9 protein-coding genes are annotated in these 15,163 nt (G+C 68.6%); 3 read left to right on the forward strand and 6 right to left on the reverse strand.

What is annotated here, in order from left to right:
* Nucleotides 1-256 precede the first annotated feature (256 nt).
* The 4 genes from KUM44_RS46685 to KUM44_RS03125 all read right to left on the reverse strand — a co-directional run bounded on the left by KUM44_RS46685 (nt 257) and on the right by KUM44_RS03125 (nt 5,263).
* Nucleotides 257-1,213, reverse strand: coding sequence for a TniQ family protein (locus KUM44_RS46685; RefSeq protein WP_217206065.1), 957 nt, complete (start codon nt 1,211-1,213; stop codon nt 257-259).
* Nucleotides 1,210-2,196: an ATP-binding protein gene (locus KUM44_RS03115; protein WP_217206066.1), complete on the reverse strand. Its 987-nt coding sequence runs from the start codon at nt 2,194-2,196 to the stop codon at nt 1,210-1,212. The genes KUM44_RS46685 and KUM44_RS03115 overlap by 4 nt, the downstream gene beginning before the upstream one ends.
* 116 nt (nt 2,197-2,312) lie before the next feature.
* Nucleotides 2,313-4,430 (reverse strand): Mu transposase C-terminal domain-containing protein, encoded by a 2,118-nt coding sequence (locus tag KUM44_RS03120; protein ID WP_217206073.1) that lies wholly within the window; start codon nt 4,428-4,430, stop codon nt 2,313-2,315.
* Nucleotides 4,431-4,465: 35 nt separating this feature from the next.
* Nucleotides 4,466-5,263: a TnsA-like heteromeric transposase endonuclease subunit gene (locus tag KUM44_RS03125; RefSeq protein WP_374202003.1), complete on the reverse strand. Its 798-nt coding sequence runs from the start codon at nt 5,261-5,263 to the stop codon at nt 4,466-4,468.
* A 190-nt stretch (nt 5,264-5,453) separates the two neighbouring features.
* On the opposite strand from KUM44_RS03125, the gene KUM44_RS03130 reads away from it, so the two are divergent.
* The 3 genes from KUM44_RS03130 to KUM44_RS03140 are packed head-to-tail and all read left to right on the forward strand — an operon-like array spanning nt 5,454 to nt 9,213.
* Nucleotides 5,454-6,848: a 3'-5' exonuclease gene (locus tag KUM44_RS03130; protein WP_217206067.1), complete on the forward strand. Its 1,395-nt coding sequence runs from the start codon at nt 5,454-5,456 to the stop codon at nt 6,846-6,848.
* Entirely contained in the window at nt 6,845-7,531 is a 687-nt protein-coding gene (locus tag KUM44_RS03135) for a DarT ssDNA thymidine ADP-ribosyltransferase family protein (RefSeq protein ID WP_217206068.1), read from the forward strand. The genes KUM44_RS03130 and KUM44_RS03135 overlap by 4 nt, the downstream gene beginning before the upstream one ends.
* A gap of 17 nt (nt 7,532-7,548) precedes the next feature.
* Nucleotides 7,549-9,213 carry an ADP-ribosylglycohydrolase family protein gene (locus tag KUM44_RS03140; protein ID WP_254388976.1) on the forward strand — a complete coding sequence of 555 codons (1,665 nt, stop codon included), beginning with the start codon at nt 7,549-7,551 and terminating at the stop codon, nt 9,211-9,213.
* 33 nt (nt 9,214-9,246) lie between these two features.
* Here the strand turns inward: KUM44_RS03140 and KUM44_RS03145 are convergent, their stop codons facing one another.
* Both KUM44_RS03145 and KUM44_RS03150 read right to left on the reverse strand, forming a co-directional pair.
* Entirely contained in the window at nt 9,247-12,081 is a 2,835-nt protein-coding gene (locus KUM44_RS03145) for a helicase associated domain-containing protein (protein WP_308402471.1), read from the reverse strand.
* A gap of 133 nt (nt 12,082-12,214) precedes the next feature.
* Nucleotides 12,215-14,710 (reverse strand): DEAD/DEAH box helicase, encoded by a 2,496-nt coding sequence (locus tag KUM44_RS03150; protein WP_254388973.1) that lies wholly within the window; start codon nt 14,708-14,710, stop codon nt 12,215-12,217.
* Between the last annotated feature and the right edge of the window lie 453 nt (nt 14,711-15,163).

Consider the following 15,163-nt stretch of genomic DNA (forward strand, 5'->3'; position numbering starts at 1 on the left):
TGTGACGGGCCAGTGATCTTCAGGGAGCTGGGGTGTTCTGGTCTGATGTCCCGTCTTTTCGTTGGGATTTTGAGCTGGGGGAGCGGTCATGTTCTGGAGTAATCGGCGTGCCTGCTGGTGTGTTCGGTTTGGTTGTTCGGGTGGTTGGCCTGTGGTCCGGTAGTTGTATGGGAATGATCTTGAGTTTCCCGTCGATGTAGTGGTGCGTCTATGGGTGGTTGCGCTCTCTTCGGGCTTCGGAGTGCGGTGTGGCTGGTCAGCGGCGTGTGTGGGTGAGGTAGGCGCGGAGCGGGTCGTTCGCGCTGGGGGTCAGGCGGTCGAGGTGCAACCGGTGGGTGATGAGGGCGAGGGCGCCGTTGGTGGTGTGCTGGTGCCCGCTCGGCAGGGTGGCGAGGGTGCGGGCGAGGGCGACGGTTTCGGGGTAGGTGATCAGGTCGCGTGCCAGGAGGGCGGGGGAGGCGCTGCCCGTGGTGGTGAGGTGGGGGTTGGTCGCGCAGAGCTGGGTCAGGCGGGTGTGCCAGCGGTGGGTGAGGTGTTGCTGGTGGTCGTACCAGCGGGTGGTGATGGCGCGCGCGGTGGTCCAGGCGGTGGCGGCGCGGGGGTGTCGTAGGAGGCGCTGGTGGGCGTGGTGCGCCATGGCGAGTTCTGGCGTGGCCCAGGTGCGGATGGTGGTGGTGAGTCGTGGGTCGGGGGCGGCTTGGTGGTGGTGTGGGCACACCAGCCGGTGCGGCGGCCGGTGAACCCAGGCGGTGTCGGTGGTGCCGCGAGTGTGGTGGCGGGTGCACAGGGTGCAGGCGCGGATGGGCTGCTGCTCGGCCTCGAGCCGTTTCCAGCGTGCGGCGGCTGCGGGGTGGTGGGCGTCGTGGTTGGGGGCGAGGCGGGGCAGGGCGTGTGTCAGGTGGGGGAGTGGGATGCGGGTCAGGGCGGCGAGGTGGTGGCGGGCGGCGGGGCTGAGGTGGAGTTCAGCTGTCGGTAGCGTGCCGTGGCCGGTCAGGGTGATGCCGTTGCCGTCGAGGAGTTGGGGGAGCGTCAGCTGGTAGGTGTCGGCGAGGCGTTGGACGTAGGAGGCGGTCGCCTCAAAGGGCAGCGGCCGTACGCGGAACACGCCCGGTGCTGCTGACGGGGCCCGCAGCCACACCGCTGCGGTGACGACGCTGGGCTGCGCGGGCACGGTCGCGGCTCGGGCACGGGCCGCGGCGTCTGTCGGGCTCACGGGGTGCTGGTACGGCGGCTTCGTGGCCGGGTGCGGGGTTGGTAGTGCTGTTCGGCGAGGTGATCGAGGCGGATGGCGTCGAGTGTGGTTTTGGTGATGCGTTCGGTGCCGTCGACCAGGGCGGTGATGGCGGCCTGGCGGATGAGGCGGGCAAGGCTGCCGATGCGGCCGGCGGTGCGCTCGTGCAGGTACGGGGCCAGCTTGGGGAGGGTCCCGGTCCGGTGGTGGCGCAGGTCGAGCGCGGTTTCCATCGCGGTGACGAGGTCGCGGAAGGGTTCGCTGTCGCCGAGGCGGGCGGGGAAGGCGGCGCAGTCGATGAGGGAGGCGCGTCCGGCGAGTTGGGCGCCGCGCACCCCGGTGAACAGGGGTGTGGTGGTGACGTCGATGCCGGCGTAGACGAAGGTGGCGCCGATGCGTTCGGTGAGGTCTTTGATCAGGTCGGCGCTCTGGGCGCCGGTGGTGGTGCGGGGGTTGAGGCGGTGGATCTCGTCGATCATCACCAGCTGGACGCCGGCAGACGTGTAGGTGTGGCAGACGGCGTTGGTGATCTGGGCCTGGGACATGCCGGCGGCGACGGGGATGCCGAGGTAGCGGGCGAACTCGGTGGCCAGGGTCTTGGCGCTGGCGGCGGGCGGGACCAGGACGTAGGCGACGGGAACATGCCCGGCCGTTGCTGCAGCGCCGTGGCGGCGGGTGTGGGCGAGGTGGCAGGCGCGTCCGACCTGGAGCAGGGCGGTGGTTTTTCCGGCGCCGGCGGGGCCTGTGACGATCAGGGACGGCCGTGCGGTGACCGTCTGGTGGCGGCCGAGGATCATCAGGGTGCGTACGTTTTTGGCGAGGGCGTCGATGGCCGGGGTGCGCACGGTGACGAACCGCGAGTGGTAGGCCAGGCGTTCCTCGAGGCTGCGGCGCGGCGCCCCGGGTGGGGGAGGGGCCGCCACGGGTGTGGTGGCGAAGGACTGGAAGCCGTCCCACGTTGTCACCGAGTGAGGCTGCGGATCAGGGGTGTCGCCGTCGGCGCTTGCCGCGGCACCGGGAGACCGGTCCGCTGTCGACGGGGACGCGTCGGCAGGTGCATCGCTCGTGCCCGGCGAGGCGTTCACCACTGCTCGGCCTCCGCTTCGGCGTCCCACAGCCCGTATCCGCCTGCCTCGGCCGGCAGCACGCTCGCGCCCTCCGGCTCGCTCATGTCGGTCTCGGCCGCCGCGTCGACGCTGATGAGATCGTCCAGGCTCTCGCTCCAGTCCAGTGCAGGTGTGGTCTCTGCGTCGAGTGGGCGCCGCTGGCCGGGCAGATCGGGCAACTGTGCTGCCGTACTTCCGGAGCGAGGGGCTCTGCGACGGCGGGTTTTCTGCTCGGCCTCGGCGGGGTGGCGGGTGCGGCGAAGGAGCTGGTCGAGGGCGTCGGCGAGGTCGGCCTCATGCTGGTCGTGGTCCCCGCGTTGTTCGACCTCGGTCTGGATGTGGCGCCAGAGGGCGTTGTTGAAGGGCTGGTGGACGTGGTCGCGGTGGATCCAGGGGATTTCGTGGAGCTGTCCGTCGGTGAGGCGGACGAAGACCTGGCGGGCGTCGTGGGGGTTGTGGTGGACCTCCCACTTGCCGTCCCTGGCCGCGATGGGGGAGCGCTGGCCGCGGTGGGGGTCGAGGATGGGGTGGTTGTAGGTGCGGTAGTCGAGGCGGATGCCGCGTTCGGTGATGGGCTGCCAGCGCACCGGCAGCAGTTCGAGGTAGTCGGCCCCGGTCAGCGGGACGGGCACGTAGCCGCTGACGGTGATGAGCGCGGCCCACATCTGGTTCGGCGTGAGGGCGGTTTTGGGCAGGACGGGGTGGCGCAGGCCGTCGTGGGGCCGGTTCTGCCAGCCGCAGGTGATCCATTCGTCGAGGAAGTCCTGCAGCTGCGGGATCGTCCACCGTGCCTCGGCCGCCGTCTTGGAGCCGCGGCGTTGGGGGTTGGATCCGGTGTGGCCGGCGACGTGCTGGCAGAACAGGTCGTTGATCGCGCGGAAGGTGCGCTCCACTACGGCCTTGGCCTGCGGCCGGCGGGGCGGGGCGGGCTGCACGCTCACCCCGAGGGTCTCGCAGGCGGCGACGAAGCCCTGCGAGAGGTAGATCTTGCCGCGGTCGACGATGATCGTCTCGGGCACGATCACCGGGCGGGCGGCCGCGCCCTCCAGGCGTTCGTCCAGCGACAGCATCCGCTGATACGGCACCTCGGCGTGTGACAGATGAAGCGCTGCGGGCCAGGTCGGCCGGGCTGGGTGGGGAACAGCGATTTCCGCCAGGAGCAGGGCGGCGTCGACGGCTTTGGTGCTGTGCGGGCGTAGGACGGCGGCCAGGATGGAGCGGGTGGCGGCGTCGACGGCAATCGTCAGCTCCGGCCGGCCCAGGGTGCCGTCCTCCAGGACGGCCATGATGTCCAGGCGGGTGGTGTCGATCTGCACCTGCTCCCCGGGCCGCAGCACCACCGGCGCCGACGAGGCACGGGCGGGTGCGATGGCGGTGCGTGCCGGGCGTCCTGGACGATCGGCCGGGTCGGCCAGCACACTCACCAGCCGGTAGAACGTCGACCGTGAGGGCATCTCCACCACCCCGCGCCCGTGCGTGTCCTCCAGGATCTGGCCGACCAGTACCTGCAGTCCCTTCACCGTCCCCTTCGACCGGCCCCGTTGACGCCGCAGCGCCTCCAGGACCGCGGCCACGACCCGCTCGTCGGCATATCCCGTCGGATGACGGCCGCGTGCCGGCACCGTGCGCTTGTCGACCAGTCCCCACAAGCCTTGCTTGCGGTAGGCGTGCCGCATCCGCTCCACCGTCGTGCGCGTCACCCGAGGGAAGCCGAGCGCCGTCAGCTCCTTCGCCTTGGCCGCATCCCGCTGTGCCAGCGTCCATCGCTCGGGGTCGTACTCCGGGCGCATCATCTGGCCGTCACGGCTGCCCGGGGCATGCGGCAGCCCGGTCTCCACCTCCCGGATATGGGGCAGCCAGGCCAGCGCACGCTGCTGGGCCGCCAGCGGAACGGTCTCGAACAACCCCCACTGCGGCACCGCGTCCGGCGTCCGTGCACCCACCACTTCGAAGCCCGGATCAGCGAACAACCGCCCCAGCAGCAGGCTCGTTTCGGTGCCGTCCTCCTGCAGCAGGTAGACCTGCTGGCCCTGCAGGGCGGCGACCTGCCAGGTCTGTCCTCGGTAGGCGACGTGCGCGCCGACCTCCACCACCGGCCGCCGCTGGCCCGGCTGATCGCCCACCGCGCTCACCCCTCATTCCGCCCTGCGGCACTCGCCGCCGGGGTGTCCTGCTCGCCGTCGGTCCGGTGCGCGCACAGCAGTGCCTGCTCACTGAGGGGCTCATCGAGCCGCGCCGCAAGCCACCCGGACCACAGCGCGTGATAGACAGCCGGCAGTACCTGCAGAGGATCACCCACCGCAGCTGCGCCGTCGGCCAGCGGCCGGGGCCCGGCGAACGCCTCAGTCAACGCGGCCCGCAGCCCGGGCGGCCCTTGATTGCGCGGGTGGCGGTAGCCGGCAAGCCACCGCAGATTCGCCGCCACCACCGCCGGTGGCGGCTCGAGGCGCCGGTAGGTCCAGCCCACGCGTGCGCACGCCGCCTCCAGGACCACCCGCGCCTGCTGCGCCCTGTCTGTACCAGAGGTCGGGCTGGAGGGGCAGTCGGCGAGCAGGCCGGTGCCGTCGGCGTACCGGGCGAACAGCTGAGGCACCCACGAGCGCACCCGCCCGTCGGCATCCCGCCACAGCAGCCGTACCGGGCGTGCGGACAGGCCGGTCACGTCCGGGTCCCGGTCCAGGATCATCAGCTGGGTGCGCATCGCTGCCGAACCGTGCACCACGTGCCGTCCGGTGGTCGCGGACCACCACCAGCCGGGCCCCCACCGGCGGCCCGGAACGACCGGAAACGCGGATACCGGCGCCAGATCCTCCAACCGCACCGACGCCGCCCGGTCCCACGGCACCTGCGTCGCCTGCCCGGCAGCGGTGGCGAATGCCGCTTCGACGTCCATCCCGCCCCACCCGTTGACAGCGTGCTGCTCCACGCCGGACAGCCAAGTGCCTGCCGCCTCTGAGGGAGGGGCACCTCAACACCCATCACCCGAATAGGTGACCGGTGTGTCGCTATCTGCAATCCTGCGACAGACTGCTTGTCTGATCTTCAACCGGACTGTGCGGAGCGGCTTCTAACATGGCCTCAGGTTGGGGGAGCAGTCTTGGGGAGGGACCGCGCGGATGAAGGTGCTCAGGCCGACGCAGCCGACGAGCGAGCAGCTCACGGTGATCAACAACCACAAGCCGGGAGTGTTCGTCGTACGGGGCGCCGCCGGTAGCGGCAAGACCACTACGGCCTTGTACCGGCTGAAGTTCACCGTTGGCTTTTGGCAGCGTCGCCGCCGCGACGGCTTCATCAGCGGCCCCGTCCGCGTACTGGTCCTCACGTACAACCGCACGCTGCGCGGCTACATCGAGGAACTCACCCAGGAGCAGCTCAAGGGCAATGACGTCGAGCTGACGATCTCCACCTTCGCGAAGTGGGCCACCGACCGTGTGGCCTACGAGCGGATCCTCCAGGACCACGAGCGCAACCGGAAGCTGGATGCCCTGGCCGCGCCTCTGCCGTTGTCCGCCGAGTTCGTACGCTCTGAAGTGGACTATGTCCTGGGCCGCTTCACGCCCGACCACCTGGCCGAGTACATCGAGTGCGAACGTCAGGGCCGCGGCCGCTCGCCGCGGATGCCGACCCCGTTGCGCCGCCGGCTGCTGGAGGAGGTGATCTATCCCTTCCAGGAGTGGAAGAAGCAGCAGCAGGCCTGGGACTGGTCCGACCTGGCGAACGCCATGGCGGCCAAGCGCGCCGACGACCCCTACCACGTGGTGGTGGTCGACGAGGCTCAGGACTTCTCCGCCAACCAGGTCCGGGCCGTACTCAACCACCTCACTGACGAGCACACGCTGACCTTCGTCCTCGACGCTGCTCAGCGCATCTACCCTCAGCGCTTCACGTGGAGCGAGGTCGGCCTGAGCGTGGGCTCGCACAACAGCAAGCTGCTGTCGAAGAACTTCCGCAACACCCGGCAGATCGCCGCCTTCGCTGCTCCGCTGCTCAAGGACGTGGAGACAACGGACGATGCTGCGATCCCTGACCTCACCTCCTGCAAGGAGGAGGGCGACAAGCCTCTGCTGGTCCAGGGCACCTTCACTCAGCAGATGGACCATGTGGTGCAGTTCCTCAACGACCTGGGACCCGACAACGACGAGTCCGTCGCCATCCTTCACGCCAAGGGCTGGTTCGGCGAGGTCAAGAACCGTCTGAACGCCGCCGGACTGGCCTACGTCGAACTCACCCGGAACGCCGAGTGGCCGACGGGACCGGTGAACGTTGCCCTGTCGACCATGCACTCCGCCAAGGGGCTGGAGTTCGACCACGTGATCATCGTCGGACTCAACAGCGAAGTCATGCCGCACGCCACCGAACCCGGAGACAGCGAGCGAGACGCTCACCTGCGCCTGCTGGCCATGTCCGCCGGACGCGCCCGCAAGACGCTGACCATCACCTATAAGCCCTCCGAGGCCAGCGACCTCATCGCCTGCATGGACCCGGACACCTACGAGGTGAAAGCCGTATGACCGCGGCAGAGCCGATCCCGGCCATACCGAATGGTGAAGGACAGGCTGAGGGCATCAACGCGCTCATCCAGGAGCGCAAGATCAGCGAAGTGGTGCATTTCACCACAAATCGGGGATTGCTGGGCATACTCCTGCAACGAGAATGCAAGGCTCGGGCACTTCTGTCCGAGGACGAGTATCTGGAGAGCATCTACCACGAGAACACCAAGTGGCGCCGCGAGGACCCGAAATACTGGCGGTACGTGAACCTCAGCATCAGCGAACCCAACCACAGTTTCCTGCGGACCAGCAGCCAAAAGTGGTGGGCGAACGAAGACCTCTTCTGGGCAGTCCTCAGCTTTGATCCCGTCATCATGACGCACCCAGGCGTGCTGTTCTCCCCAAGCAACATGGGATACGAGGGCATTACCCCCGTGGAGGGACTGCCTGGAGCCGAAGCTCTCTTCGCCGAGCGTGTCCCCTACGGATTCGGTAAGAGCACGCCGCCACGCGGCAACCGCGAGCCTCACCTCCCAACGAACCCGCAAGCCGAGGTGCTCTACCCGCAGGCCGTCTCCACACGACACCTGCAGCGCATCTGCGTCCTCACTGACGAGGACGCAGCGAAGGCTGAGGCCATTGTCAGTGTCAGCGGACATGATGAGGTCGACATCATTGTCGACCCGGTCACGTTCGGCAGGTAAGGACTACGGTGAGCGCCATGCAATGGGAGGCAGTACGCGCCTCAGCCCAGTGGGCGGCGTACGGAGACGCACTCGGCTTCATCACCGAACTGACCGACACCGCCGGCGTGCGACGCCGCATCGGGCGCGATGACGTCACCACCACCGTCCCCTGGAAAAGGCGCATCGGAGGACGCTACGGACGCGACATGCCCCTACCGGCAGGCGCGTACTCCGACGACACCCAGCTGCGCCTGGCCACTTCACGCGCCATTCGCGGAGACGGTGAATTCGACGCCGAGGCCTTCGCCAAGATCGAAGTCGTCGCATGGCAGGCCTACGCCCTCGGAGCTGGCCGCGGGACCAAAGCGGCAGCCACCGGCTTGATGCGGGTCGAAGCCAAGTGGTCCCAGAACATCTTCGCCACCAAAGCCGCCCGCTACGTCGACATCGGCGGCAACGGTGCCGCTATGCGCATCCAGCCCCATGTCTGGTCCGCACGGGACCTCACCAACTGGGACAACATCACCCGCGACGTCGTACGAAACGCCGTCAGTACCCACGGCCACCCCCGAGGCATCCTCGGCGCTGTCCTGCACGCCATCCTGCTGGCCTACGCCCTGGACACCAACGAACTTCCCGGCCCCAAGCAGTGGCGCCCCACAATCGACTGGCTAGAGCAAGTACCGGACGTCATCGCGAAGGACGACGAACTCGCGTACCTGTGGCTACCCACATGGACTGACTCCGCAGGCATCGACTTCCGCTCAGCCGCAACCACCGTCGCCAACGAATGCCGCGCAGCACTCGAGACCTTCGACCCCACAACACCCCTGACCGCAGAGACCTACGCTGCTCTGGTGGAGCAGTGGGGCGGCTTCAACGACGCGACTCGCGGATCAGGCACAGTCACCACCCTGCTTGCAGCGGTGCTCGCCCATGCCTACGCCGACTCACCAGAAGCCGGCCTGCTCCTCGCCGCTAACACTCTCGGCTCGGACACCGACACCATCGCCACCATGGCTGGCGCACTCCTAGGCGCCGTCACAGCAGGCCCTCCCCCTGGCACCGTGCAAGATGCCAAGGTCATCGACTCCGAAGCACGCCGCATGTGGGACATTTCCCAAGGGCGTGAAGCTGCCACGTTCGCCTACCCAGATCTGCTCCGCTGGAGCCCTCCCAAGGCCACACTCGACCTCGTAGGCCACACGCCTATGGGACCGGCACTGGCCGGTCTAGGCCCCCTGACGCCTATGGACACGCCGACGGCGAGCAACCAGGCCACATACGTGTGGGGCACCTTGTCGTTCGGCCAGAGCATCCTGGTCCGCGCCAGGCCTGACCTCAGGCCGCTGGATGAGAATCTCCTCCCAGGAGATGTGAGGCAACCGCGGAGTCGGCCTGCTGGGGATGCTCCGAGAGAACAGCAACTCCTCTTCGACGCTCCATTGCAGGCTGCTGCATCAGCCGACCAAAGGCCTGTCCTTGCCGGAACAGCGCCGGGGGCCGTGAGCGAGCGTGCCCACAGGCACGCACCACCGCCTGTTGAGGAGATCGTTCAAGAGCTGGCAAGAAACGGGTTCACTCCCGAACAGGTAGGCCGTGCACTGCTCCAACAGATCCGAGGCGGCCGATACAGCGTAGAGCGGGCTGCTGCGTTCGCCGGGCTCCTTGCCCGCGCCTACCACCAGGACGATCAGTAGCGGTCCGGCCCAGCGAGCTGTCCAGGCCACCTATCAGCCGAGATCGCCTTGCCGCTCCGGGTGCTCCGGGTGGAACAGGAGCGCGTTAAGGCCGATGGCCGTCAGCAGTCCTTGCTGGTGGGGGTGGAGCTGTTCCCACAAGGTGGTCTGTTTGCGGGCCCAGCGCTGCAGCTCGGGTGGGATGGGTTGGTCCGTGGTGCGGTATTGGTGGTAGTGCCGTTGCCAGATGAAGGCCCAGGGCGGGTTCCACCAGGGATCCAGGGCGGTGAGTTCTTGCAGGGTGTGGGCGGACAGCCGGCCTGAGCGGGCTTTGCGCCGCTGCTGCAACAGCCAGGACCCCAGGGGAAAACCGGCGTGCTCGGTGGGGGTGGAGACGGCGAGGTGGCCGTGTTCGGCGGCGTAGCTGCGAGCGTGCTCCAGCCCTTGATCCGTCGGCGCCGGGCGTGCGGCTGTGGTGACCGCGCGGGCGGTGGCGGCGGTGATCTGGATGTCCGCCAGGAGATTCTGCTGCTCAAGCTGGAGGACATCGTGGCGAGCGCACTGACGGTGCAGCCACGCCGCTACCTCGTCCGCCTCATCCTCCCGGTCCTCGCCCTGCTGGTGATGGACGGTGGGCGTGCCGGGCAGGGGGAGCCTGCCTGCCCGCCACAGGGCGTGGGCCTGCTGGTAGCGACGTTGCCAGGAATAGTGCCAGGGCGGATTCCACCAGGGATCCAGGGCAGCGAGCAGCTGCCCCCGCGGCCACCGACCCCTGCTCGACCGGGCATGACTGCGGTCCTGCATGCGCTGTGAGGCTAGCCACCGGCCCAGGGGGTACCCGTTGTGGACGTAGTCGGAGGCCACTGCCAGGTGCCCGTGTTCTGCGGCGAAGCATCGGGCGCTGGCCAGACCCGCATCCGGCATTGCCCCGGCCGCATGCGCCTCCTGGTCGTCTCCGACGGCGACCGGAGTCTTCTCGCTGGGCTCCACCATGCCGATCTCTGCCAGCAGACGCCGCTGGTCAGGATGAAGGCTCTGCGGAGCGGCACGTTGCTGTGACAGCCACCGGGCCAGTTCGGCATCGATCCCCGGGAACCCGGCAGACGCATCCAGCCGCTGACCGCTTTCCACGAGCCGGCGGACGTCAGCGTAGGCGCGCTGCCAGGCCAGAGGCCATGGCGGATTCCACCATGGATCGATGGCATCGAGTGCGAGGGACCGCTTCGTGGCGCTCGAGGCGCGCCTTGCTCGGCTGCGCTGGCTGGTGAGCCAGGCTCCCAGCGGATAGCCCTGATACCGCACGCTCTTGCCCGAGACCGCCAGGTGCCCGTGTTCGGCAGCGTAAGCCTTGGCATGTTCCAGTGCCGCCTCGAAGCCGGCTTGCATGCTGGCCCGCCGGGGCCGGGCCGTGCGGGCCACCTCAACGGTGATCCCGATGTCGGCCAGCAGACGCTGCTGTTCGGGATGGAGCGAGTCGTAGTGGCTGCACTGCAGGTATAGCCACTCTCCGTTGAGGACGTGGGTACCGGGGAAACCGGCCGCCGCATCCGGCGGCCCGTGCACCGCGGCATGATCGCGGGCCCGGTAGTACGACCGCTGCCACTGCGTCGGCCAGGGCACGTTCCACCACACATCCAAGGCCTTCAGCGCCTCTACACGCTCCTGCGACAGTGCCCAGGCCCTGGTCTTGACGTTGTGCAGCCATTCACCGAGCCGGAAGGAATCCACCATGGTGTCCTCCTGAACAGCAAGGTTGCCGTGCTCCTGCAGATACCGGCGCGCGTAGGACAGACCGGTAGCGAAGGCCTGATCCGCTTGCCGGCTGTGCCCTCGCCGTCTCTTGGCCCCCATACTGCGCCCAGCGGGCTTGGCCACCTCGGCGAGTTCGTCTGCCACCGGCCGCGGACGGTGGGCGGAGGCCACCGCCCACATACCCCTCTCCGCGGCCTGCCCGCCCCGGTGCGCCCGCACGCACTGATGAGCCCATGTGAACAAGGGACCTGACGTCTGCGCCGCGAGTTCCTCCACCAGCCAGGGCCGTCGCAGACAGCGTGCGACCGCCACGGGCAACGACGGCAGATCAGCCAGCCGGAACGGAACACCCCCACGCGCCTCGGCCACCACGCGCCTGCGAAAAGCGCCGTCGGCGAGCAACGCGGCAAGCGCCACGGCCTCCGGATACGTCACAGCCTCCCGCGCCACCACCTGCCACGTCTCCCACTCCACCCTGGATTCCCACAGCGCGCGCAGCCGCGCCGGCCACAGCTGCTCGCGCGGCCACATCCGCTGCCACCACGACGCGGTCACCGCCTGAGCCACCTCGAAGGCGCCGACCGCCGCCGTACCGCGACGCAACAGCTTCCGATGCCGCTTCTGCGCCTGCACCCACAGCTCACCCGCCGGCAGCGCCACCACACAGCCCGCCGTGCCGGGCACCTGCATCAACCACGCGTGGTGCACCCCGCACACACGCTGGCCGGGCTGCAGGTACAAGCGCACGTCCTCTGGACGCCCAGTCCGCCTGACCGTGCATTCGGGGCACGCCGGCCCCCACGGCAGGACCATCTCCGGCCCGTGATGGAACTGCGCCGCCGGGCCCATGGGAAACCGCCGACGCGGCTCTTCTTGAGCCCAGGCTGGCAGTGCCTTGTGCAGGTGGTGGGACGCGACACGGCACAGCACTGCTACGCGATCGCGGGCCTCCTGATTGAGAAAGACCTCGCTGTCCGGCCGCGCTCGGCCCATGACGTTCGACCGCCCACCGGCGTCAGCCACTGCCGGCAGCAGCTCCTTGATCTCCACGCCGTACCGAGCTGCCAACCTGCGCAGGAACGACTGCGTCATCTCGCCGTGTACCGGCGCCACCCGCCATACGCCAGCACCTAGCACCAACAGCTCAGCCTTCCCTCGACGCTGATCCCTCTCGCCCGTCCGTACGCATAACCCCCCATGGATGCAACTCGGTTACGGAATGCCGCTCATCCGGGATCGCTTTACTGCCATCCCACCCGCTGGCATGCGCCTATGCCCAGCGCATGCCGATACTGGAGAGCTGCTCGCGCCGGTCCTCCGACAGCGTCGCCGCGCGCGAGCGCTGATTGCTGATCCATGCCCCCAGGCGGAACTGCAGTTCCCATCCCTCGTCGGCGAGCACGGTCTCCACGTGCTTGCGGGGGACGTTCAGGTGGCCCTCGCGTTCGTAGAACTGCTTGGCGGCTGCCAGGTTGGCGGCCCACTTGTCGGCCTGCGTGCGGCGCGGCTTCGGCTTCTCTTCCTCGGTCGCGGGGGTGATCCCGAGGATGTGCTCGCACATCCACTGCTGCACGGTGGTGAGCTTGTCCCAGCCCAGACGCTGGGCGCGCACCCACCGCCCGAGGTCCTCGGACTGCACGAGTGCCTTGCCCGGTTCGGTGGGCAGTTCGCCGCCCTGCTCCAAGTGCAGCCGCGTGAGGTGGAACGCCCGCTGCCACTCCACCGGCCACGTGGGGCACCAGGACGGGTCGATCTCCTCCAACTGCTCGCGCCGGTCATCCGACAGCGCGCCGGCCGACGACTGAACCGGCAGCCCCTCGGCACGCCGCTGCTCGATCTCCGAGGCCTTTCGTGCTGCGGCCCTGGCGTTCTTTAGAAAAGTCCCTACTCGGTAACCCTGGTAGGTGGCGTCCAGCGGCGCCAACAGGTGCCCGTTTTCGGCGGCCCACCCGCGCGCCGCCGCGAGGCCCTCCTCCCAGGCGACGTCGTAGTGCGACCACACCATGCCGAGCTTCTCCAACTGCTCGATGCGGTCCTCGTTCAGCGTCCCGCGGGCGTAGAAGCGCCTGGCGTCGGCCACCCATTGCCCCAGCGGGAAAGTGGCCAGCGAGGCCGGCCACCCTCCAGCCTGAGCCTCCTCACCAGACGGCACGCGGAACGTGAACGGCACCTTCAGATCCCCGGACTCGCGGGCGTAGATGACGGAGGCCTCCACGCCCCGCCTCCAGTGCTCATGCTCCGGGTTGAGGACCCGCAGGTTGATGAACGCGGCCAGCTGCGCCGGGTCACGCGGCGCGCTGAACTTCAGCAGCCGCCGCGCGGGCGCCGACGGACCCCCGGACCGCTCACCCCGACCATCCTGGCCCTGTGCGGCCTTCTGGACGGGCTTGTAGGCGCTCGGGGCCTGCTGCTGCGCCAACTGCTCCACCACCCGGGCGTCGTGCGCCCTGAGCGCCTCCAGCAGCTTCGCCAACCCGCCGAACGCCCGGGAGGTCAGCATGTTGTCGGCCGTCTCGCCCGGCCCGAGCAGGACCGGGACGACCAGGCTGGCCACCTTGCCCTCGCCGGGCTGCATCCGCAGCGCCCGCCCGACGGCCTGGACGAGGTCGGGCATCGAGCCGCGCACGTCAGCCCAGTAGACGGAGTCGCAGTGCTTGGTGTCGACGCCCTCGCCCAGCACCTTCACCGAGCACAGGAAGCACTTCTCCACGAAGGTGCCGTCCGCGGCGATCCCGGCGGCGAACTCACCCAGCCGACGCCGGCGGTGGAGCGGCTTGTGCTCCCCGCACAGCCAGTCCGCCCAGATCGTCTTCGGGTACAGCTCGGGGTCGGCGGCGTGCAGCTGCGCGGCGACGTGAGGGAGGCCGGCAGCGAACGCCTCGGCTTCCTTGACGACGTGGTGGAAGACCAGCGTGCGCTTGAAGTTCTCCTCCGAGGACGCCTTCAGCAACGCGGTCTGCAGGGCGGCGAGCCGGGCCCCGCGAACCTCGTCTGAACGGCCCTCAGCACCCAGGAGCTGCGCGGCCTGGAGCTGGGTGTCGGTGATGTCCACACACACCACCTGGTACGGCGCGCAGATCCCCCGGTCGATCGCCTCCGACAGCGTCAGCGTGTAGCAGCGGGCACCGAACGGCCCGTCCGGGTCGTCCTCCATCGACGCGACCAGCTCGCCCGGGGCTCCCTCGGAGTCCTCGTCCAACTGCCACACCCGGGGCGTGGCCGTCATGTACAGCCTGCGCAGGGAAGGGATCTTCTGGTTGTTGTGGACGACCGCCCACGGCTTCCCGATCCGGCCCGAACAGCGGTGGGCTTCGTCCACGATGATCAGGTCCCAACCCGGGAGGCCGGCCTCATGGGCGCGCTCCAGCGTGCCCAGCCCCAGGCTGGCGTACGTGGCGAACACGGTCACCTTGTCGAACGGCTTCACCCAGGAGACCAGCTCGTCCACGTCCGTGGTGTTGGGGAAGGACACCTGCTCCCCGCGCAGGGACGACACCCCGATCATCGGGCCCGTGCGACCTCCAGCGCGCCAGGATGCCTCGGTCTGGGCGAGCAGATCCAGCGAGGGCACGAGCACCAGGACCCGGCCCGCGTGGAGGTCCTCAGCGCTCCGGGCGGCCACGAGGCTCTTGCCGGATCCGGTTGCCATGATCACCTGAGTCCGGAGACCACCCTCCGGCACAAGAGATCTTGCAGGCAATTCGAGGGCGCGCAGTACCGCATCAACGGCTTCTCGCTGGTGGGGTCGGAGTTCCATTGCTGCCATTTCGGTCTGCCTTCTCCTGTAGGCCGGTGGGGATTCCTACGTGGCAGGAAACAGGAAACCTGCACGTAGACGATGTGCGAGCGGCTACGGTGAAGCCACCGGGACCGGATCTCCGGGACTGATCTGGCGAGAGGAAGCCTGATCCAAAAGACCCAAACCCTCTCAGTGGTGCTGCTAGCTGAGTCCAGAGTCTATCTCGTGCTTCAAAATGAAGCAGCAACAACCGTGAAAATCCCCCGAACGTGGCTCGATCCTGTTTAGTCTGGCCCTAATCGAAACCGAAAAGCAGCCTGACGGGAGGTCAGTCAATCGCGATTCCAGACCCCGCCTGAGTCCTGACTGTTCAGGCTTCCATGACCCTCCGTCACCTCCCCTCGCCCTCCCGGGGCATGTCCCGCGCTTTCGTCTCCCACCGCCTCCCCGTCCTACTGCTGCTGCTTTTCCTGCCAGTTC

It is taken from the genome of Streptomyces sp. AC550_RSS872, assembly GCF_019049285.1.
Lineage (GTDB): Bacteria > Actinomycetota > Actinomycetes > Streptomycetales > Streptomycetaceae > Streptomyces.